This window comes from Trichococcus alkaliphilus (assembly GCF_003008695.1).
Classification (GTDB): Bacteria; Bacillota; Bacilli; order Lactobacillales; family Aerococcaceae; genus Trichococcus; species Trichococcus alkaliphilus.
The window spans coordinates 283,956-304,825 of sequence record NZ_PXZT01000003.1 but is presented as its reverse complement, the minus strand read 5'-3'; the positions used below and the strand labels follow the sequence as shown (position 1 = coordinate 304,825).

Sequence of the window (20,870 nt, the reverse complement as noted above, 5' to 3'; positions counted from 1 at the left end):
GATACGATGAATTGCGTTTAGAGGGTGAGCACTAAGAGGATAACCACAAAGCGGACGTTTTTTGTCCGTGTGTGGTTATCAACTTAGGCGGAACCCTCTGCAATTCAGAGTTCAACTATAACAGTGTGTGATGAATCCTAAGCTCAGAGTTTGAGCACTAACGAGGTTCAGGACCAAGCAGCCCGCTTTTGGCTGATTGGTCCTTTTTTCTGCAGATTTTTTTCAAAGCCAGATTGCTTCAACAATGACTTTGACTTCTGATCTATTTTTCCGTATAGTATATGCCCTATGGGGGCATATACTATATAAACAAGAGGTGCAACTCATGTCTCATTCACAGGAACACAGAACGGACAGTCTTGTTAAACGATTAAATCGGATTGAAGGACAAGTCGCGGGGATCAAAAAGATGATCATCGAAGAAAAAGATTTTGCTGATGTCATCATCCAATTGAATTCGACCAGATCCGCCATCCAAAAAATCAGCCACATACTTTTGGAGGCCCAAACAGAGCATGCGTTGATGCATGTCAGTGAAGGCGCTGATTTGGATGATGAAATGAAGAAACTGCAAAAAGTAATTTCGCAGTACAACAAAATGAATTAGGTGATGAGATGGAAAAAAGCACAGGAAAGAAAATTCTGAATTTAGCAATACCTGCAACAATCGAAAATCTGCTCCAGACATTGGTCGGTTTCGTTGATACGCTACTGATAGCAAAGATAGGCCTCATGGCTGTCACGGCAGTCGGTGTAGCCAACACAATCCTGAATGTGTATTTGGCGCTATTCATAGCATTAGGGGTCGGGACGTCTTCCCTGATAGCCCAAAAACTTGGGGCAAAGGACAAGGAGGGGGCTGTCCGGATTGCTCAGCAATCAACCTTTTCCGCAATAATCATAGGCTTGCTTTTTGGGTTACTGACGCTTGTGTTCGGAAAATCATTTTTAGCGCTGATGGGCGCGGATGACCAAGTGATGGCCTATTCCGCCGCGTTTTTTTATATCGTGGGGGGCAGTTCGGTCTTTTTGGCGGTCATGACCATTTTCGGGAGTATACTGCGCGCGTCCGGGAATACAAAGTCCCCAATGCAAGTCAGTATAATCGTAAATATACTGAATGTAGGCTTAGACTATATTCTGATTTTTGGTATCGGACCGATTCCGGCTCTTGGTGTTGTTGGGACTGCGATAGGCACAATGGTGGCAAGAATGTTGGGATGCCTGCTGTTATACAAACACATAAAAAAATCCCCTGTTTCATTCAATCTGAAGTCTATTTTTGCAAAAAGTGATTTTGCACCATTAATGAGGCTTTCGATTCCAGCAGCGCTTGAGAGATTGGTCATGCGGGTGGGACAAGTAGTCTATTTCGGCTTGATCGTTGCGATCGGCGCGAAAACTTTTGCAGCACACTCCAGTGCGGGTAATATCGAAAGCTTTGTGTATATGCCGGCATACGGGTTGGCCACTGCTGCTGCCACTCTCGTCGGGAACAGTACAGGTGCAGCGGATTTCAAGGAGGCAAAACGTGTCGCATTCCTATCGGCAACATTTGGCGTCATCGCTATGAGCTTCTTGGGGTTGATCCTGTTTATAGGCTCCCCATATTTTGCCCAAGTGTTCACATCGGACACTGTGGCAATCAATCAAATCGTGACTGCGTTGAGAATAGATGCGTTCAACCAGCCGGGTCTTGCGGTCAGCTTAATCACGACAGGTTCCTTGCAAGGGATGGGCGATACCAAATCGCCTTTGTACAGCACCGCCTTTGGGATGTGGTGTTTGCGCATAATCGGGGTGATCGTTTTAGGAAGAGTATTGGGTTGGGGAATTGCCGGCGTTTGGATTTCGATTGGAATTGATCTTTACATACGCTCGCTCTTTTTGGTCCATCGATTCAGTAAAAATATATCCGATCGAAGCATGCTATCCCCTGAATAATGAAAAGTAACCATTGAAGTCATCAAAATCATCCACAGAAAATCAAATGCAGGCTTCATTTCTACCGGAAATGGAGCCTGTATTTATTTTTTTATAGAAATGAACGTAAAATCATGCAATTTAATAATGAAAACTTCTGTCTATAATTTCAGAACATCCCCGTCTGAATGGTTTTGAATGAAAGTTAATGTTTTTGGAGGAAAATGATTGCTTTATTCTCGTGTGGGTGGTATATTTTTGTTCGAGAGGTGATAGAAAGTGCTTACAGAAGAACGGCATAAAATCATTCTAGACACTTTAGCCAAAGACAATATCGTAAAACTGCAGGACCTTGTCGATGAGACGGGCAGTTCTGAATCCACGATCAGACGGGATTTGAGCACTCTTGAAGAGGCCGGTTTCCTGATTCGTGTCCATGGTGGAGCAAAGAGAAACTATAGTGTTTCCGCTGAAGACAGGATGGAAGATAAAACGTCCAAAAACGTTCAGGACAAACAACGGATCGCTGAAAAAGCAGCTCAATTAGTGAGCGATCAAGACATCATCTTTTTGGATGCCGGATCGACCACCTACGAAATGATTCCCTTCCTGAAGGGCAAGAGCATCCTCGTCGTCACAAATGGCGTCCCGCATGCCAGTTTATTATCGGATATGCAAATCGAGACGATCCTTATCGGCGGCAAAATCAAGATGGAGACAAAAGCAGTCATCGGACCGGTCAGCCAAATGCAAATGAGAAATTACCGTTTCAGCAAAGCTTTTCTTGGCATCAACGGCATCGACAAGCAATATGGTTTCACGACGCCGGACACCGAAGAAGCGGCCATCAAGCGGATAGCCATCGAGAATGCAGCACAAAGCTATGTCGTAGCGGATGCTTCGAAGTTCAAGCAAGTCAGCTTCGTGAAGGTCTGCGATATTGAGGATTGCGGCATCATCAGCTACAATGTCCCGTCGGAAATCAAACGTAACCTGAAAGACAGTACAACTATTTGGGAGGCTGAATAATGATATATACAGTAACATTAAATCCATCCATCGATTACATCGTCCATTTACCCGCAATCGAGTTGGGTGAAGTGAACCGTATCCAACAGGATTTCAAACTGCCGGGAGGCAAAGGCATCAACGTTTCCCGCATCTTGAATGAACTGGAAGTGGAAAACACCGCTTTAGGGTTCCTTGGCGGTTTCACCGGGAAATACATCGAAGACTGGTTGGAAGCGGAAAAAAGCAAAATACACTTCACGCATGTGGATGAAGCGACCCGCATCAATGTCAAAATCAAGTCAGGGATGGAGACGGAAATGAACGGCCCGGGCCCGAATATCGAGCCTGCAGTCGCCGAAGAATTCCTGAAACAATTCGATGCGCTTGATCCGGAAAACGACATCGTAGTCTTGGCGGGAAGCAAACCTACAAGCTTGCCGGATGATTATTATCTGACAATCATCCGCAGACTGACGGACAAAGGCGTACCGTTCCTGATCGATACGACCGGGGAAGAATTAAAAAATGCATTGCCTTTCCATCCGTTATTGGTAAAACCGAACCACCACGAGTTGGCGGAATTGTTTGATACTACTTTCGAAACCGATGAGGACATCCTGCCATACGGGAAGAAGCTTCTTGAAGCTGGAGCGCAATACGCGATCATCTCGATGGCCGCTAAAGGAGCCATCCTTTTCACTCCGGAAGGTGTTTACCATGGAACAGTACCGAAAGGGGTACTTAAAAATTCAGTCGGTTCCGGAGATTCAATGATCGCCGGATTTGTCGGTACATACATGAAGACGCACGACCCGTTGGAAGCATTCAAAGTCAGTATCGCTTGCGGAAGCGCGACCGCTTTTGCCGACGACTTAGCCAAACGCGAAGAAATTGATGCTCTAGTCAAACAAGTCACTATCAGCCAGCTATAGGGAGGAGAACTTATTAATATGAAAATCAATGATATCTTACTAAAAGAATTGATGATTATGGATTTGCAAGCAACAACCAAAGAGGGCGTTATCGATGAAATGATCGCAGGTCTTGCCACTAATGGCATCATCAATGATGCTGTAGTTTACAAAGAGGGCATCATGAAGCGCGAATCACAAACATCCACTGGTTTGGGCGACGGCATCGCAATGCCGCATGCCAAAAACAAAGCGGTCATCAAACCTGCAGTCGTTTTTGCAAAAAGCGCAGCCGGTGTGGACTATGCTTCATTGGACGGTCAACCAGCACATCTATTCTTTATGATTGCGGCTCCAGAAGGCGCAAATAATGTTCATTTGGAAGTTTTAGCGTCATTATCCCGTTTACTTATCAATCCTGATTTCACTGCATCATTGAAAAAAGCTCAGACTCCAGAAGAAGTTCAAGGTTTGTTTGCGGCAGCAGAAGCTAAGCGCGAAGCCAAAGAGCAAGCAGAAGCAGCAACGAAAGCAGCTCCAGTAGCGGCAACCGAAACGAAGAGACCTTTCGTCATTGCAGTAACGGCTTGTCCTACAGGGATCGCACACACGTATATGGCTGAAGATTCATTGAAACTGATGGCTGAAAAAATGGGCGTCGATATCCGCGTTGAAACGAACGGCTCGGATGGCGTCAAGAACGCCTTGACAGCCGACGAAATCCGCCGTGCCGATGGCGTCATCGTGGCAGCTGACAAAAAAGTTGAAATGGCGCGTTTCAACGGTAAACACGTTCTTCAAAGACCGGTAAGCGACGGCATCAACAAAGCTGAAGAATTGATCACAAAAGCAATGCGTCAAGAAGCACCGATCCTGAATGTTGAAGGCGATACATTCTCATCCAGCTCAAGCGACGAAAATCCATCAATCATCGGAAGAGTCTACAAAGACTTGATGAACGGTATTTCACACATGTTGCCGTTTGTTGTCGGTGGTGGTATCCTGATTGCGATTTCCTTCCTGTTCGAAACGTCATTCGGTGCAGATAGCCCGTTGTTCATTTCCTTCATGGCAATTGGTGGAGCAGCATTCAGCTTCCTGATTCCGATTTTGGCCGGTTACATCGCAATGAGTATCGCAGATCGTCCAGGGTTGCTCCCAGGTATGGCGGGCGGCTACTTGGCAGTGCAAGCAAACGCCGGATTCTTGGGCGGATTGATTGCTGGTTTCTTGGCCGGTTACATCATGGTTTATCTGAAGAAAGCCTTTAAAGGATTGCCTCGTACCTTGGATGGCATGAAGACAATTCTCTTGTACCCTGTGTTCGGTCTATTGATCACTGGCTTGTTGATGTACTTCTTGGTAGGTCCTGTCTTCTCCACAATCAATACAGCTATGATCACTTTCCTGGAAAACTTGGGTACTGGTAATGCAGTACTGTTGGGTGCTGTTCTTGGCGGTATGATGGCAATCGATATGGGTGGCCCATTCAACAAAGCAGCTTATGCCTTCTCAATCGGTATCTTCACAGACACTCAGGACGGCAGCTTGATGGCCGCTGTAATGGCTGGTGGTATGATTCCTCCATTGGCAATCGGTATCGCAACATTGATTTTCAAAAACAAATTTACGGATATCGAACAAAAATCCGGACTTTCCAACATCTTGTTGGGCCTTTCCTTCATCACTGAAGGTGCGATTCCATTCGCTGCGGCAGATCCGATGCGCGTAATCGGTTCATCCATCGTTGGTTCAGCGATTGCGGGTGGTTTGACGCAGCTATGGGCAGTTTCGATCCCTGCACCACATGGTGGCTTGTTCGTAATCACATTGGCTAACCGTCCGTTGATGTTCTTGCTGGCTTTGTTGATCGGAACAGCCGTTTCAACGTTGATGCTGGGTCTGTGGAAAAAAGATAAAACACAAGAAGTCGCGAAATAAATTGAAACATTCATTGAGAGAACAGACTGGGCATCCCCCTATCTGCTCTCTCTTTTTTGCTGTTCCGAAAATAAGTCGCATAAATGAAAACGGTATGACAGAGAAATGAGAATAATGTAAAAAAATGGGATGATTTTCATGGCAGATATGCTATAATGCATATTGTTAAATAAACGAAAATGTAGATATCAGTTCATGCATAAAAGCAACGGATATTGAAATCTGTATAAGGAGGTAAAAGCATGGCAGCAAAGGAATCAATCAAAAAAGTGGTTTTGGCTTACTCAGGTGGATTGGATACGTCCGTCATCATCCCTTGGTTAAAAGAAAATTACAACAACTGTGAAGTAATCGCCGTAGTAGGAGACGTAGGACAAGGTGATGACTACAGCCGATTGGAAGAAAAAGCGATCAACTGTGGCGCATCGAAGTTGTATGTTGCAGACTTGAAGAAAGAATTCGTTGAAGAATTCATTTGGCCGACATTGCAAGCTGGCGCTAAGTACGAAGGACAATATTTATTGGGGACTTCTTTCGCCCGCCCAATCATTGCCAAAAGAATGGTAGAGATCGCGCATTTGGAAAATGCTGATGCAATCGTTCACGGTGCAACAGGGAAAGGGAACGACCAGGTCCGTTTTGAAGTCGGCATCAGAGAATTCGATCCGAACATCACAATCATCGCCCCTTGGAGAGAATGGGAATTGACTTCCAGAGAAGATGAATTTGCGTATGCTGCTGCACATAACGTGCCGCTTCCGATTACGTTGGAAACAAACTACTCAAAAGATAAAAACTTATGGCATCTATCGCATGAGGGCCTTGATCTGGAAATGACAGCCAACGAGCCTGATTACGATAAAATTCTGGAGATGTGCGTGACGCCTGAGAAAGCTCCGGACGAAGCGACCTATGTCACGCTGGAATTCAAAAAAGGCATACCGGTCAGCCTGAACGGTGAAGCTTTGGACGGCATCGCCTTGATCGGAAAATTGAACGTGATCGCAGGCGCGAACGGCGTCGGCATCATCGATATCGTGGAGAACCGCTTAGTCGGCATGAAATCAAGAGGCGTTTATGAAACGCCAGCCGGAACTGTGCTGTATCATGCCCACGACAAATTGGAACAGCTTTGCTTGGACAAAGATACTTTCCAATATAAACAATTGCTGGCAAACAAATATGCGGAGCTTGTATACAACGGATTGTGGTACACTCCATTGCGCAAAGCGTTGGCTGCATTTGTGGATGAAACACAACAGAATGTCGAAGGTTTCGTGAAGATGAAACTTTACAAAGGCAACATCACTGATGCTGGCGTTGTCAGCGCGAAATCATTGTACAGCGAAAGCTTCGCGACTTTCGAGAGCGACGATGTATACAACCATACTGATGCAGCCGGCTTTATCCGTCTGTTCGGATTGCCTACATCCATCCGTGTCATGAAAGAGCAAGCTGAAGATCAAGCGACACATGAAGAATTGAAAGATCTATTAAAATAAATAACCGGTATTAGTGTTTTTTGACAGCTAGTCCGCTCCGGAACGTCCTCATCAGGCAATAAGTCCTGATGAGGACGTTCTTTTTCAATTGTTGGATAAACCTGAATCATGATGCCGTAAGCAGGCTCCCATCCTGGAATGGAGGGATATTGCCTGCCCAAACTTTGATATCCCAAAAGAATAAACTATGATAAAATGAATGCATTCATATTATGCAAGTTTAAGGAGGAGGAGATTAAGCGTGAATCAAACAGGTGAATGGAACAAAGCCCGTAAAATTATCATCGGTATCATTGATGTGCTATTGTTCATCGGATCATTGCTGCTATCTTTTTATTTAAAATTCGGAAGAAATATACCATTGATAAACTTCGATGCCTTTCAGGGCAGCATTGCCTATGTCTCAGTGATTTTCATCATCGTCAATATCCTGTTCGGTACGTATATCTTTTACAATAAATCGATCAGTGACTTCTTGTTCATAACGGTCATCGGGCAATTTGTCCTTTCGTTGATCATCATGGCGCTGACTTTTGCCGGGCGCTGGTTGGCATTCCCGCGATCGGTCATTCTGATCAACTTTTTTGTGGGAACGATCTTGCTGTTCCTGTTCCGCGTAATGGTTTTCAAAATGTATCAGAGCATGAGCGGAAGCAAACGGGTCATGATTGTCGGGATGGAAAAAGAAGTATTTGCAGCAGTCGACAACTTCACGAATACAAAAAGCATCCGCCATGTCGTGACGCATGTGGTCCTGTCGGATTATTATGAAAATGTCCTGCGGCATCTGGATGAGATTGACATCGTCTACTTAGCAAGCCAAATCGAAGAATCCGAAAAACTGAAGATATACGATCTGTTGACGAGCAAAGAGAAGAAGATGTTCCTGAATACGAGTTTCGAGAATCTGATTATGGTCAATCCGAATATGATGAACATCGAGGATGAAAGCATCATCGAAGTTTCCCCGTTCCGTATCTCGGCAGAAGATGGCCTGATGAAACGAATCATCGATATTGCAGTTGCGCTCATCGGTATCATCATCACTTCGCCGATCATGGCCGTTACAGCTATCTTGGTGAAGAAAAGTTCTGAAGGTCCCGTATTCTACAAGCAGATACGCATCACCAAAGACGGCAAGGAATTCGAAATCCTGAAGTTCCGCAGCATGGGTGTGACTGCTGAGAAAGATTCAGGCCCAGTTTTGGCTACAAGCAATGATGTGCGCGTAACGACAGTCGGAAAATATCTGCGCTCCCTGCGCATCGATGAACTGCCGCAGTTGTTCAACGTATTGCTGGGCGATATGTCCTTGGTCGGTCCCCGGCCGGAACGTCCTTTCTTCGTTGATCAATTCAAGGAATTGAACCCGCATTATTACCTGCGCCACAACGTTCGTGCCGGGATTACCGGATATGCGCAAGTGTACGGGAAGTACGCTTCCGACTTCAACAGCAAGCTGAACTTCGATCTGATCTACATCAAGAAGTATTCCTTGATACTGGATCTGAAAATCATGCTCCAGACCGTCAAAATCTTGTTTGATAAAGTATCATCCCGCGGAGTGGATGAAAGCGAACGGGAGATTCTGACCGAGCAAGAGATTGAAGCACGCGGTATCAGAGTCATTTACTAAAAAGCAAAGCGGTCTAAGCCCGCTTTGCCTCGAATAAACAAAAAACCATCCACCGGGCGTTTTTCCGCCCGCCAGGATGGTTTTTTGTTTACACAGAAATGCCGGTTGTATTTGCGGGAACGCGGGCCGATCACTATAATCAATCTGATGGATTTTGGACAAAAAAGCGGAAATGTAAGGGGAATTGCGTTACAATAGGTAAATAGAGCACTTCCTACTGCAGGACCGTAAAAGGATGCGGAGGCCTACGATCAAAGATGAAATGAGTGAGTTGGATGAGTTTTGATTATAACGATGATAGTTTAGCTTTGCATACTGATTTGTACCAAATTAACATGATGAAGACTTATTGGGATGAAGGCATTACCGAAAAACATGCAATTTTTGAATTGTACTTCCGAAAGTATCCTTTCAATAATGGCTATGCAGTCTATGCGGGGCTTGAACGCTTCGTATCCTATATCCAGAATTTGCGCTTTACGGATACGGACATCGCCTATTTGCGTGAGCATGTCGGCTACGAGGAAGGTTTTTTGGAGTATCTGAAAAATTTCCGTTTCTCGGGCACGATCCGTTCCGCTCAGGAGGGGGACCTCGTCTTTGCGAATGAACCGATTGTCCAAGTGGAAGGTCCGTTGGCGGAATGCCAATTGATCGAAACGGCCTTATTGAATGTCGTGAATTTCCAAACGCTGATAGCGACAAAAGCCGCACGTCTGCGCTATGTCTGCGATGACGAGCCGTTGATGGAATTCGGTTCCAGAAGAGCGCAGGAAATGGACGCCGCCATCTGGGGCACACGCGCAGCCTATATCGCGGGATTCAATGCAACGAGTAATGTCCGAGCCGCTAAACTGTTCGGCATTCCGGCTTCGGGTACCCATGCCCATTCGATGGTGCAAGTCTACCGCAATGATTATGATGCCTTCATGGCTTATGCGCGTTCCCACAAGGATTGTGTATTCCTGGTGGATACGTATGATACGTTGAAATCGGGCGTGCCGAATGCCATCAAAGTGGCGCGGGAAATGGGCGATAAAATCAACTTCAACGGCGTACGCATAGACAGCGGGGATATGGCCTACATTTCCAAAAAAGTCCGTCAGCAATTGGACGAGGCAGGCTTTACCGATGCGAAAATCTACGCATCGAACGATTTGGATGAATTGACCATTTTGAACTTGAAGATGCAGGGCGCAAAAATAGATGTCTGGGGTGTCGGCACCAAGCTGATCACCGCATATGACCAACCCGCGCTTGGAGCGGTCTACAAATTGGTTTCAATTGCGGATGAGAGCGGCAAAATGGTGGACACGATGAAGATCTCCAGCAACGCCGAAAAAGTCTCCACGCCAGGCAAGAAACAAGTGTGGCGGATCACCCGCAAGCGTGACGGCAAGTCGGAAGGGGACTACATTGCGCTTTGGGAAGAAAAGCCCGATCAAGAGGCGGAACTGTATATGTTCCACCCGGTCTTCACTTACATCAACAAGACCATCACTGACTTTGAGGCGCGTCCCGTTCTGCAGGACATTATCGTGGACGGTGAGCTGGTTTACGAATTGCCTTCGCTCCAAGAAGTAAAAGCCTTCTCGGAAGCGCAGATGAGCGGTTTGTGGGATGAATACAAACGTATCCTGAATCCGGAAGACTATCCTGTCGACTTGTCGCAGAAGACGTACGATCACAAGATGTCCACAATCAAAGCCATCAAGAAGCAAATCAAGGAAGAAGCGTCATTATTGGAAAGCACTAAATAACCAATCAGATCAATCAAGGGGGAATAGGTATGCGTCCATTGCAAAAAGAAATTATTGCTGCATTAAGAGTGAAACCAGAAATCGATCCAAAAGAGGAAATCCGCATCAGCATCGATTTCATGAAAGATTATTTGGCGGCACACCAATTTTTGAAGGCATTCGTTTTGGGCATCAGCGGAGGACAGGACTCCACTTTGACGGGGCGTTTAGCCCAGTTGGCGATCCAGGAAATGCGCGATGAGACAGGCGACGATAGTTACCAATTCATCGCTGTCCGCCTTCCGTACGGCATTCAATTCGATGAGCACGATGCCCAGGCTGCATTAGCTTTCATTTCGCCTGACCAAAAATTGGTCGTGAACATCAAAGAAATGGCTGATGCTGCACTCGATGCGCTTGAAGAAGCCGGCCTTACCATCACCGATTTCAACAAAGGAAACATCAAAGCGCGTCAACGTATGATCGTTCAGTTCGCGATAGCGGGCGACAGCAGCGGAGCTGTTTTGGGGACTGACCATGCGGCAGAATCCGTGACCGGTTTCTTCACGAAATTCGGGGACGGCGCAGCCGACTTGTTGCCGATTTGGCGTTTGAACAAACGTCAAGGCCGTCAATTATTGAAAGAACTGGGCGCGCCGACGCAGCTCTACGAAAAAGTACCGACAGCGGACTTGGAAGAAGACCGTCCGGCATTGCCTGATGAGGTGGCTCTCGGAGTGACTTATGAGATGATCGATGCGTATCTGGAAGGCAAGGAAATACCGGATAAGGAAGCTGAAGTCATCGAAGGCTGGTACACGAAGACCGAGCATAAACGGCACTTGCCGATCACGGTCTATGACAGTTTTTGGAAAGAAGCCTAATCTGTTCAGATAGTGGGGTTTTGCAGTGAAAATCAGCAAACAATTTAAAATGATGCAAGAAAATCAAGAACTGCAGTGCAAGAGCAGGGGTCATATCCTGCTCTTGCACTGCTTCAGCTTGTTGGCGACTGTATTCGTGGTCCATCTTTACCTTCAATGGACCCAAAATGATCTGGATGCCGGACTGGTCGTGAATTTTGTATTTGCTTGGCATACCGAGAAGTTCCTGATCAGTACGGGCGTATTAGTGACGCTGGGTCTATGGCTTTGGGCGTTGGTAGGGAACATCCGCTTAGCGAACGCCTTGCTGTTGCTGTCGGGAGGAATCCTCGGCATGGCGACTTATGAAAAGATGCTGCAGCGGAACGAGCCCGTTTATCCGAGCGACTTGAAGATGCTGACGGAGGCCACCTTCCTTTTGGAGATGCTGAATGGACGGACATTGGCGGCACTAAGCTTTGTGTTCATCCTGTTTTTGGCATTCGTGCTTTATTCCCTGCGTCATGCCAAGTCCAAGAAAACCGTAAAATTGGGATGGAAATCACGCGTGCTGATTCTCATAACAACAAGCATGGCGCTCGGCTATGCCGGCCAGTTCCAGCAGGAAAGCAACCTGCTGAAGAAAGCCTATGACAGGACGGCTTATTGGATTCCGTACAGCCAACAAATGAACTACTACAACACCGGCTTTGTGGCCGGCTTCCTATACAACCTTTCGGCTGCACCGATGGAGCTGCCGACGGATTATTCACAGGAAAAGATTAATGAGTTGAAGGTAACCTATCAACAACTTGCTGACGAAATCAACGCAGAAAGAACAGCTGTATTGCCTGAAACGAATATCATCTATATCATGAATGAAAGTTTTGCGGACCCGCTTGAATTGGAAGGATTGAATCTGCAAAGCGATCCGATTCCGTTCACGCGAGCCTTGATGGACACAAGCTACAGCGGCGAACTGTTGTCCCAAGGCTATGGCGGCGGAACCGCCAATATCGAATTTGAGGCATTGACAGGTTTTTCGATGGAGCCGTTCGCTGCGAACATCACGACGCCCTATACGCAATTCCTGTCTTCGCAAGACGATTTCCCTTCCGTCGTGTCCCGTTTGGAAGAAGCCGGTTTCCGTACCACAGCGATCCATCCCTACAATACGACCATGTATAAGCGGTTGGAGAACTATGAGACTTTGGGATTCGATTCTTTTCTTTACGAGGACACGATGACAAATACGGAAAAGTTGGATACCAATCCGTATATTTCGGATGCAGCCGCGTACGCTGAAATAACGGCTATCCTGAAAGCCAGCGAGGAAAAAGATTTTATCCATTTGGTGACGATGCAGAATCATACGCCTTATCAAAATAAATACACGGTAACGCCATCTGCTGCTGAAACCGGCATAGCCAGCCAGACGATCCGGAACTATCTGCAGGATCTGCAGTACAGCGATCAAGCGTTGGCGGATCTGTTGGCAACTCTGCAGGAATGGGATGAGCCGACAGTCGTCGTGTTTTGGGGGGATCATTGGCCGAGCGTTTTCGGAGAGGATCTTTATGCGCTGAATACGATCCAAAATATGCATGAGACGCCTATGTTCGTCTACAGCAACACGGAAGAAGCCCAAAAGGATTTGGGCGTCACCAGCCCCATCTATTTCTTCCCGGAAGTGCTGGAGTTGAGTGGCAGCCGCGTCACGGCTTTTGAAGCCTTGTTGATGGCGCTTCAGGAACAGGTGCCAGCTTTCGAAAAGACGCTGTATGTGAATGGCGATACCGGTGAATATGTCTCGAGCCGAGAGGGACTGTCCGATCAGGCCAGAAGTCTGTTGGCGGATTATGATCTGATCCAGTACGACACGACCACCGGAGACCGGTATGCAGAATTAAACGGTTTTTTCAAAATGAACGATTGAAATAGGGTGGCACAGGCTGGCTCCTTTTGCGGGAGTTGATTTGCAAGTAGGGCCGGAATCGCCTATGATTAAGGGAATACAGGGTGAAAGGAGGGGTCCGGTGAGTTTCTTTATACGTTTTATGCTTCTTTTCGGTGCGACGATCCTGGCTAGTATGCTGTTCACCTATCTTTTCCGTGCGGCTGCGAGACGTTTCCGCTGGACGGATAAGCCATCCGTAGCTAAAGTGCATGTCAAGGAGACGCCGACGATGGGAGGCGTAGCCATATTCTTGGCTTATTGGGGAGCCTTCTTCGTTGGAATCCCTCTGAGTAACCGCTCGGGCTTTGCGGGCATCATGTTTTTGAGCTCCTTGATCATCCTGATAACGGGGATCATCGATGACGCCTATGATCTGAGGCCCTGGCAAAAAATGATCGGCATCCTTACTGCGGCGAATGTCCTCTATTTCTTTACGGGCATCAAAATAGACAGCCTGACGCTGGATTATTTCGGAACGATTGAATTCCATGAAGCGGGTTACTTGGTGATGATGTTGTGGATTGTGGTCATCACGAATGCGGTGAATCTGATGGATGGGTTGGATGGCTTAGCTACAGGCACTTCGATCATTTCCCTCTCGACGATGGGTTTCGTCAGCTATTTCTTCACCGATTATATGGATGTGGCCACCGTCATCATGATTTTCCTTTTGGTTGCGAGTTTGTTGGGTTTTTTGCCTTTCAACTTCTACCCGTCCTCCATTTTCCTCGGGGATACGGGATCGCTGTTCGTAGGGTTTATGATCGCGGTGCTGTCCTTGTACGGCCTGAAACATGCCACTTTCGTATCGCTCCTGATACCGGTGGCGATTCTCGGGGTTCCGTTGACTGACACGATTGCCGCTGTCCTTCGTCGGACTTTGCACAAGCGTTCCATCAGTGCGAAGGACAAAAGCCACCTGCACCACCGTTTGCTGCGCTTAGGGTTTACGCACCGCCAGACCGTTTTGGTCATTTATGCTTTGGCGATCATCTTCTCCTTGACTGCCATCCTGTTCCCGATTTCTTCTTTCTGGGGAACGGTCGTTTTGGTAGCCGGTCTGATTTTCGGCGTGATGCTCTTCATCGCTTCCTTCAATCTGTTGGACAGCAATCGCTCCAAGTTGCGCAAGACATTGTATCGCCTTTTGAGGGAAAAGGACGACAAAAACAAATGAACAAGCCATGAAAGCCAAATAGGCTATCACGCGCTTGTTCATTTTTTTATTCAAAATCTATTCGATTTCGCCTTCATCGGCTTCGTCGTAAGCTGGGGAGACAGGACGCTCCACATAGTCCTCCTCGCCGATTTCAAAGACGACACGGCCGTTCATGACATCCGTAACAGCATTCTGGAAACGGCTGATGTCCTCAGTAGGGATGCCGCACAAAAAACAAACCTGGTCGGTGTATTGGGCCTCAATCAGAGTGTAGGGCGACTGTGCCAAGTAATTCTCCAATTTTCCGGATGCGGAATAGGAAACGATGCAGCCAACTTTTGTCTGGAGGCTGCGGACAACGATGCCGATGTCCTTCAGTGCGGTCGATACGGATCGGCTGTAGGCGCGGATCAATCCACCGGCCCCCAACTTTGTCCCGCCGAAATAGCGGGTCACGACGGCTGCGACGTAACGCAGATCGTTTTTCTTGAGCACTTCCAGCATCGGGACGCCAGCTGTTCCGGATGGCTCGCCGTCGTCATGGGCGCGCTGGATTTCGTTCTGGTCGCCGATCAGGTAAGCGGAACAGTTGTGCGTCGCTTTCCAATGCTCTTTTTTGACGGCTTGGATGAAGGCTTTGGCCTCGTCCTCAGAATGGACACGTTTGAGGCTGCAGATGAAGCGGGAACCCTTGATGATGATCTCTGTAACGCCGCTCTCTGCGATAGTGTGATAGGTTGTCAGCATATCCTTTCCCCTCCAAGTTTTTTTATTCTCATTTTACCACAGAGATGCTCGGATGACAGGCCACGAACAAGGAAAGGGACTTTCCGAACATTTCCATTTGTGGTATTGTTAGATGGAATAGACCAAACGGCCACAGGGGTCGATGGAAAGGTGATCTGCGTGAAAGCTACAGATTTAATCGATGTACTCAAAATGAAAAAAGTTGTTGGGAGCTTGGATCCCGCTTTGAATATTGGAAAAATAAGTCAGGATTCCCGCGATATCCAATCGGGGGATCTGTTTATCTGCATCGACGGTACGCAAGTCGATGGCCACAATTACGTTGAGACGGCGGTCGCCAATGGTGCGGGCTTGATTGTTGCCCATAGGGATATCCAAAAATTGGCAGCATCGGTCCCGGTCGTGTATGTTCCCGATACGGGCAAAGCGATGAGTCTGCTTGCGAATCATTTTTATGCTTATCCGAGCGAGGCGATGAAAGTCATCGGCGTCACGGGGACAAACGGAAAGACGACGGTAACCTACTTGGTGGAAGCCATCCTTAAGGCGATGGACAAAAAAACCGGACTGATGGGCACCATCGAAATGCATATCGGCGACGAAGTGCACAAAACGAAAAATACCACGCCAGACAGCATCACGATGCAAAAGGCCCTGCACCTTATGGTTGAGAAGGAGACTGAATACTTCACGCTGGAGCTGTCCTCGATTGCGTTGGAAATGGGCAGAGCATGGGGTCTTGATCTGGATGTCGCGATCATGACGAACCTGACGCATGAACATATGGAATTCCATCACACGATGGCAGCCTATGCCGAAGCGAAAAAGCTGCTCTTCTCCCAACTGGGAAACGGACGCAAAAATGGACGGACGAAAACGGCGGTACTGAATGCGGATGATGAAACGATCCACAGCTATCGCATCGCTACGGCGGCAGAAGTCATTTCTTACAGCGTGAAGGATGAAACGGCTGATTTCTTTGCAGCGGATATCACATACAGCCGGACGCAGACACGCTTCAATCTGATCGTCAATGGGGAACGCTATCCTGTCCTGACGAACCTGGTGGGGCTCTATAATGTCTCCAATACATTGGCTGCGCTAGCAGCTGTTTATGCAGTGGGCATTCCGTTGGAGGATGCAACAAAAGCGGTAGCGTCATTGGCTGGTGTTACCGGCAGATTGGAGATCGTGCCTGGCGCGAGCGACATCGGCGTCTACGTCGATTTTGCCCATTCGCCTGACGCGATGGAAAAAGTATTGAGTGTGGTGCGCGAATTTACTCAAGGCAGAGTCATTTCCGTTTTCGGCGGCGCTGGGGAACGGGAGCATGAAAAACGCCCAATCATGGCCCGCATCGGTACGGAACTTTCCGATTATGTGGTCCTGACGACGGACGATACCGGGAAAGAACCGCAGGAACAGATTATCGCGATGATGCTTGCCGGCATCGAAAAGGATAACTATGAATACATTGAAAACCGTAAGGAAGCGATCCAACATGCCATCGCCATCGCAGAACCGGGAGATACGGTCATCCTGCTGGGCCGCGGACATGAGGCTGACTACAACGACAGAGGCAGAATGATCCGCCTGTTGGACAGTGAAGTGGCGGCTAAAGCGATTGAATTGCGCAACGAGCAGAAAGATTGAGGACTTCCATGAAAATTGCAGTAGTTACGGACAGTACCGCTTATCTGACGGCTGAGATACGCCAGCGGCACCATATTCATATGCTGCCATTAGTCGTTAATATCGGAGAAAAATCATATGAAGAAGAAATAGATCTGGTTGCTGAGGATTTTTATGCCTTGATGAAAGCATCTGGCGATTTCCCTAAAAGCTCCCAACCAGCAGTGGGTGCCATGCAGCAGCTGTATGAAGAATTGGCTAAGGAATATGATGCAATCATCAGCGTCCATCTCTCAAGCGGCATCAGTGGTACGTACCAGAATGTTGCTGCTCTAAGCAGGGAATATCCGGAGTACAACATCCATGCCTTCGATTCTGAAATCAGCTGTTACGTGCAAGCCCGCTTCGTCTTGGAGGCTGCAAGGTTGGCTGCTGCCGGTATTGACCCGGAGCAGATCATGGCGCGATTGGACCATATGAAAAAACGTTCCCGTGCTTACTTTATGGTGGATGATCTGATGAACCTGCAGCGCGGCGGCAGACTGTCCGGTGGGGCTGCTGTCATCGGCTCGATCATGAAAATCAAACCGGTGCTGCATTTTTCGGACAAAAAGATAGTCGTTTTCGAAAAAATCAGAACCAATGCAAGGTCATTGCGACGGATCGAAGAACTGTTGGGCCAGACGGCTTCAAAGGCGGACTATCCGATCATCGCAACCGTCATCCATGGCAATATTCCCGAAAAAGGGCAAGATTGGCTGGAACATCTCCAAGGAAAGTTTCCGGACATCCGCTTCGAAATGAGTTATTTCGGCCCTGTCATCGGTACGCATTTGGGCGAGGGTGCGCTGGGGCTGACCTGGACTGAAGACACCGAATTGAGCTTTCCGATATAGGCAACAACTGTTTGCGGCAATCATACATTCATCCGGAAGGAAGGGCCATTTGGTCCCTGGCCTTCCTGTTTTTTTCTGGGGGGAATTTCGGACTGGTTTTTAAACAGATAGCGGGGGTGCTTTTGTGAGAGTATTTATCGGCGTCAGATTGCCTGAGCCCATTAAAGAACAACTGGGTGCCGTTCAGGAAGAAGTGAAACGTGCCAGCCTCAAAGGATCATTCACGGATCCGGATAACTTTCATTTGACGATGCGTTTTATCGGGGAAGTGAATCCGGAACAGAAAAGTGCGATCGAAACGGTGTTGGCCCGCTGCACGCAAGAACAGGCTCCCTTCCTGATCGAACCCGATGGATGGGGTTGTTTTTTCAAGAAAAACAAGTGGATCATCTGGCTGGGCATCAAAGAAAACAGACAGCTCCATCAACTCTATGATCAGCTTAACGCGGAACTTTTGGGGCAAGCAACGACAGTCGCCGACGAGGTTGCCTTCATTCCGCACCTTACGCTCGGTCGGGGGATCGTACTGTCGCAGGAGTGGGAATCACTCATCAAAGTGCCGCTGCCCTCTGACCAGAAAATCCCGGTCACCGCGCTGACGCTGTTCGAAAGTGTGCGGGTGAACGGAAAGCTGGTCTATCGCCCAATCGCTGATTTCCCGTTCAACGGTCAGACAAGCCGGACGATTTCCAGCAAACAAACAAATCCCTGACAGGAAACAGAAAGGCGTCACACTTCGCATAATCAGCGGAAGAGCGGCGGCTTTTTTTGCGTATGCTACCAAAGAAGGGATAGGTGGGATGATATGGACGGGAAGGAACTGTACGGCAGGGAGTTGACGAGGAGCGAGTGCCGCAATGCAGACGAAGCTCTGTTGGCTCTGGCTGAGAAGCGGCCCGGATTGGTCAGCGCAAACGGGAAGTTGACATGTAACCGCTGCGGAAATCAGGAAAGGAAAAAGCTGCAGGCAGCGCCATGTTCTTGCGGAGCTGCTTGTCTTTATTGCTTGAGTTGCCTGAACATGGGGAAAATCAAAAGCTGCACAATCCTCCATCATCTGCCGGAAACCAACTCGTTCGCATGGCCCCATGAGCCGATTCTGCAATGGAAGGGCCAGCTGTCCTCGGAACAGAAACGTGCATCGGATGAAATCGTGGAGACGGTCCATGCTGAAGAGACACGCCTGATCTGGGCCGTTGCCGGTGCCGGGAAGACCGAGATGATTTTTGAAGGGATTGCAGCCTGTCTGCGCAAAGGCGGGAGAGTCTGCCTGGCCTCCCCGCGCGTGGACGTTTGCCTGGAACTGGCCCCACGGATCAAGCAGGCCTTCCCGGACGTCCCGGTGGCCTTGCTGTACGGAGGGGATGAGGAGGGCTACAGCTATACGCCGCTCGTCATCGCCACGACCCATCAACTGCTGCGTTTCCGGGAAGCGTTCGATTTCCTGATCATCGACGAAATCGATTCCTTCCCGTTCCATAACGATGTGAGCCTACAATTCGGGGCGCAAAAATCCAGAAAAAAGGCGAGCGCGCTGGTTTACTTGACGGCAACACCTTCAAGAGTGATGCAAAAGGACATCAAGCGCGGCAGATTGTCAGCGACGGTGTTGCCTGCCCGCTATCACGGCTTTGCGTTGCCCGAACCAGAGTGTCTGTGGGTCGGGAATTGGCGCAATGCCATCAACAAAAAGAAAACGGCCCGATTCCTTACCCTGATCCGCAGGCAGCTCCAAACGAATCGGCGCTTTCTGCTTTTTTTGCCGCACATCCAGCTGATGGAAGAGCTGGACGGATGGTTGAGGGAACTTTTTCCGGACAAGCAGTTCACTTGCGTTTCGGCGAGCGACCCTGACCGCGAGGAGAAAGTGAAAAGGATGCGCGCGGAGGAATATGATTTTTTGATGACGACGACCATATTGGAGCGCGGCGTGACTTTCAGGGACATCGATGTCATCGTGCTTGGCGCGGAAAATCGGGTCTTCACGGAAGCTTCGTTGGTGCAGATTGCCGGCAGGGCAGGCAGGCACAAAGACTTTCCGACGGGGTGGGTCTGCTTTGCCCATGATGGCGAAACGAAAGCCATCCAAGGTGCGGTCCGGCAGATCCGCTCGATGAACCGGGATGCGGGAAGAAGGGGGCTACTGAATGGGTCAGTGTCTGTTTTGCCAAAATGAGATCCGCGAAGTTTTGACCCTTCAGGAACTTTTCGGTTCCAGGGAAAAAGTTTGCGGAACAATCTGCCGATCCTGCGACGAAAAGTTGCCGCGTTTAGTCGGTCAAACGTGCTGCCCGGGCTGCATGCGGCCGCAAACAGCCATTGAGTTGTGCGAGGACTGCCGGAGGTGGAGCTGTCGTTATCCGGAGCTGACGATCGCGCATCATGCCTGCTATGCCTATACCGGTGTTGTGAAGGACTGGCTGCAACGCTACAAGTTCCAAGGCGATTACCGTCTTGCCGGTGCCTTCACGAACGAGCTGCAGGCTTTCCAAAGGGCGCATCCAAGAGGGCTGTTCCTCCCGTTGCCGATATCATCAGCCAGTTACGAGGAAAGAGGCTTCAGCCAATGCGAAGAGATGCTGAAACAAGCTGGGATCCGCTACGTGCAATTCTTGGGAAACCAGCATGCCGGGGAAAAACAATCCGAAAAAAACAGGCAGGAACGACTGCTGACAACGCAACCATTTTCGTTGCTGGACGAGCACAAAAAATATCTTCAGCAGGAAATTATTCTTTTTGATGATGTCTACACAACCGGAAGAACGCTCTACCACGCGAAAACCCTCCTGTACAAGCATGGATTCAGATCGGTTCGTTCGATTACGATCGCAAGATAATAAATCATAAACATTGAAATTTTAAGGCGCTTACATTATAATGAAGTTAAAGAAACCCCCTATGAGTGGTCCATAGGTGAGGGTTGTCTTTATCTGACGATGCGTCAGACGAAAGG

Annotated in this window: 17 protein-coding genes; 16 read left to right on the top strand and 1 reads right to left on the bottom strand. The window is 48.3% G+C overall.

Going from position 1 to position 20,870, the window contains the following annotated elements:
• Positions 1–325: 325 nt before the first annotated feature.
• The 11 genes from C7R73_RS04595 to C7R73_RS04545 all read left to right on the top strand — a co-directional run bounded on the left by C7R73_RS04595 (position 326) and on the right by C7R73_RS04545 (position 14,660).
• Positions 326–607 carry a metal-sensitive transcriptional regulator gene (locus C7R73_RS04595; protein ID WP_106449344.1) on the top strand — a complete coding sequence of 94 codons (282 nt, stop codon included), beginning with the start codon at positions 326–328 and terminating at the stop codon, positions 605–607.
• 8 nt (positions 608–615) lie between these two features.
• Positions 616–1,944, top strand: coding sequence for an MATE family efflux transporter (locus C7R73_RS04590; RefSeq protein ID WP_106449343.1), 1,329 nt, complete (start codon positions 616–618; stop codon positions 1,942–1,944).
• Positions 1,945–2,202: 258 nt separating this feature from the next.
• On the top strand, positions 2,203–2,952 hold the full coding sequence (locus C7R73_RS04585; RefSeq protein ID WP_106449342.1) for a DeoR/GlpR family DNA-binding transcription regulator: 750 nt from the start codon (positions 2,203–2,205) through the stop codon (positions 2,950–2,952).
• Positions 2,952–3,866 (top strand): 1-phosphofructokinase, encoded by a 915-nt coding sequence (gene pfkB, locus C7R73_RS04580; protein WP_106449341.1) that lies wholly within the window; start codon positions 2,952–2,954, stop codon positions 3,864–3,866. Before C7R73_RS04585 ends, pfkB begins: the two co-directional genes overlap by 1 nt.
• 18 nt (positions 3,867–3,884) lie before the next feature.
• Complete coding sequence (locus tag C7R73_RS04575) at positions 3,885–5,786, top strand: PTS fructose transporter subunit IIABC (protein ID WP_106449340.1); 1,902 nt, start codon at positions 3,885–3,887, stop codon at positions 5,784–5,786.
• A 242-nt stretch (positions 5,787–6,028) separates the two neighbouring features.
• Entirely contained in the window at positions 6,029–7,288 is a 1,260-nt protein-coding gene (locus C7R73_RS04570; RefSeq protein WP_106449339.1) for an argininosuccinate synthase, read from the top strand.
• Between the two features lie 199 nt (positions 7,289–7,487).
• Positions 7,488–8,924 (top strand): sugar transferase, encoded by a 1,437-nt coding sequence (locus C7R73_RS04565; protein ID WP_106449338.1) that lies wholly within the window; start codon positions 7,488–7,490, stop codon positions 8,922–8,924.
• Positions 8,925–9,199: 275 nt separating this feature from the next.
• The gene (locus C7R73_RS04560; RefSeq protein ID WP_106449337.1) at positions 9,200–10,684 is read left to right on the top strand and encodes a nicotinate phosphoribosyltransferase; all 1,485 of its coding nucleotides are present in this window, start codon (positions 9,200–9,202) and stop codon (positions 10,682–10,684) included.
• A 29-nt stretch (positions 10,685–10,713) separates the two neighbouring features.
• Entirely contained in the window at positions 10,714–11,547 is an 834-nt protein-coding gene (gene nadE / locus C7R73_RS04555; protein ID WP_106449336.1) for an ammonia-dependent NAD(+) synthetase, read from the top strand.
• A 25-nt stretch (positions 11,548–11,572) separates the two neighbouring features.
• Positions 11,573–13,462, top strand: a complete 1,890-nt coding sequence (locus C7R73_RS04550; protein WP_106449335.1) for an LTA synthase family protein — start codon at positions 11,573–11,575, stop codon at positions 13,460–13,462.
• A gap of 100 nt (positions 13,463–13,562) precedes the next feature.
• Complete coding sequence (locus C7R73_RS04545; protein WP_239992565.1) at positions 13,563–14,660, top strand: glycosyltransferase family 4 protein; 1,098 nt, start codon at positions 13,563–13,565, stop codon at positions 14,658–14,660.
• Between the two features lie 57 nt (positions 14,661–14,717).
• Here the strand turns inward: C7R73_RS04545 and C7R73_RS04540 are convergent, their stop codons facing one another.
• A complete protein-coding gene (locus C7R73_RS04540; protein WP_106449333.1) occupies positions 14,718–15,389 on the bottom strand; it encodes a YigZ family protein in 672 nt (223 codons plus the stop codon).
• Here C7R73_RS04540 and C7R73_RS04535 point away from each other — a divergent pair.
• The 5 genes from C7R73_RS04535 to C7R73_RS04515 all read left to right on the top strand — a co-directional run bounded on the left by C7R73_RS04535 (position 15,297) and on the right by C7R73_RS04515 (position 20,754).
• Positions 15,297–17,042 (top strand): UDP-N-acetylmuramoyl-L-alanyl-D-glutamate--2,6-diaminopimelate ligase, encoded by a 1,746-nt coding sequence (locus C7R73_RS04535; RefSeq protein WP_275658090.1) that lies wholly within the window; start codon positions 15,297–15,299, stop codon positions 17,040–17,042. The genes C7R73_RS04540 and C7R73_RS04535 overlap by 93 nt on opposite strands.
• 8 nt (positions 17,043–17,050) lie before the next feature.
• Positions 17,051–17,917, top strand: a complete 867-nt coding sequence (locus C7R73_RS04530; protein WP_106449331.1) for a DegV family protein — start codon at positions 17,051–17,053, stop codon at positions 17,915–17,917.
• 124 nt (positions 17,918–18,041) lie between these two features.
• Positions 18,042–18,629 carry an RNA 2',3'-cyclic phosphodiesterase gene (gene thpR, locus C7R73_RS04525; protein ID WP_106449330.1) on the top strand — a complete coding sequence of 196 codons (588 nt, stop codon included), beginning with the start codon at positions 18,042–18,044 and terminating at the stop codon, positions 18,627–18,629.
• 93 nt (positions 18,630–18,722) lie between these two features.
• Complete coding sequence (locus tag C7R73_RS04520) at positions 18,723–20,093, top strand: ATP-dependent helicase ComFA (RefSeq protein WP_106449329.1); 1,371 nt, start codon at positions 18,723–18,725, stop codon at positions 20,091–20,093.
• Positions 20,065–20,754: a ComF family protein gene (locus tag C7R73_RS04515; RefSeq protein WP_106449328.1), complete on the top strand. Its 690-nt coding sequence runs from the start codon at positions 20,065–20,067 to the stop codon at positions 20,752–20,754. The genes C7R73_RS04520 and C7R73_RS04515 overlap by 29 nt, the downstream gene beginning before the upstream one ends.
• The last annotated feature ends 116 nt before the right edge of the window (positions 20,755–20,870 follow it).

Excerpts from the sequence above, each read along its gene's own strand:
- C7R73_RS04540 (WP_106449333.1), bottom strand. The coding sequence starts at position 15,389 with ATGCTGACAACCTATCACACTATCGCAGAGAGCGGCGTTACAGAGATC.
- C7R73_RS04535 (WP_275658090.1), top strand. The coding sequence starts at position 15,297 with ATGGACACGTTTGAGGCTGCAGATGAAGCGGGAACCCTTGATGATGAT.
- nadE (WP_106449336.1), top strand. The coding sequence starts at position 10,714 with ATGCGTCCATTGCAAAAAGAAATTATTGCTGCATTAAGAGTGAAACCA.
- C7R73_RS04595 (WP_106449344.1), top strand. The coding sequence starts at position 326 with ATGTCTCATTCACAGGAACACAGAACGGACAGTCTTGTTAAACGATTA.
- C7R73_RS04515 (WP_106449328.1), top strand. The coding sequence starts at position 20,065 with ATGGGTCAGTGTCTGTTTTGCCAAAATGAGATCCGCGAAGTTTTGACC.
- C7R73_RS04575 (WP_106449340.1), top strand. The coding sequence starts at position 3,885 with ATGAAAATCAATGATATCTTACTAAAAGAATTGATGATTATGGATTTG.
- C7R73_RS04570 (WP_106449339.1), top strand. The coding sequence starts at position 6,029 with ATGGCAGCAAAGGAATCAATCAAAAAAGTGGTTTTGGCTTACTCAGGT.
- C7R73_RS04565 (WP_106449338.1), top strand. The coding sequence starts at position 7,488 with ATGCATTCATATTATGCAAGTTTAAGGAGGAGGAGATTAAGCGTGAAT.
- C7R73_RS04560 (WP_106449337.1), top strand. The coding sequence starts at position 9,200 with ATGAGTTTTGATTATAACGATGATAGTTTAGCTTTGCATACTGATTTG.
- C7R73_RS04530 (WP_106449331.1), top strand. The coding sequence starts at position 17,051 with ATGAAAATTGCAGTAGTTACGGACAGTACCGCTTATCTGACGGCTGAG.
- C7R73_RS04520 (WP_106449329.1), top strand. The coding sequence starts at position 18,723 with ATGGACGGGAAGGAACTGTACGGCAGGGAGTTGACGAGGAGCGAGTGC.
- pfkB (WP_106449341.1), top strand. The coding sequence starts at position 2,952 with ATGATATATACAGTAACATTAAATCCATCCATCGATTACATCGTCCAT.
- C7R73_RS04590 (WP_106449343.1), top strand. The coding sequence starts at position 616 with ATGGAAAAAAGCACAGGAAAGAAAATTCTGAATTTAGCAATACCTGCA.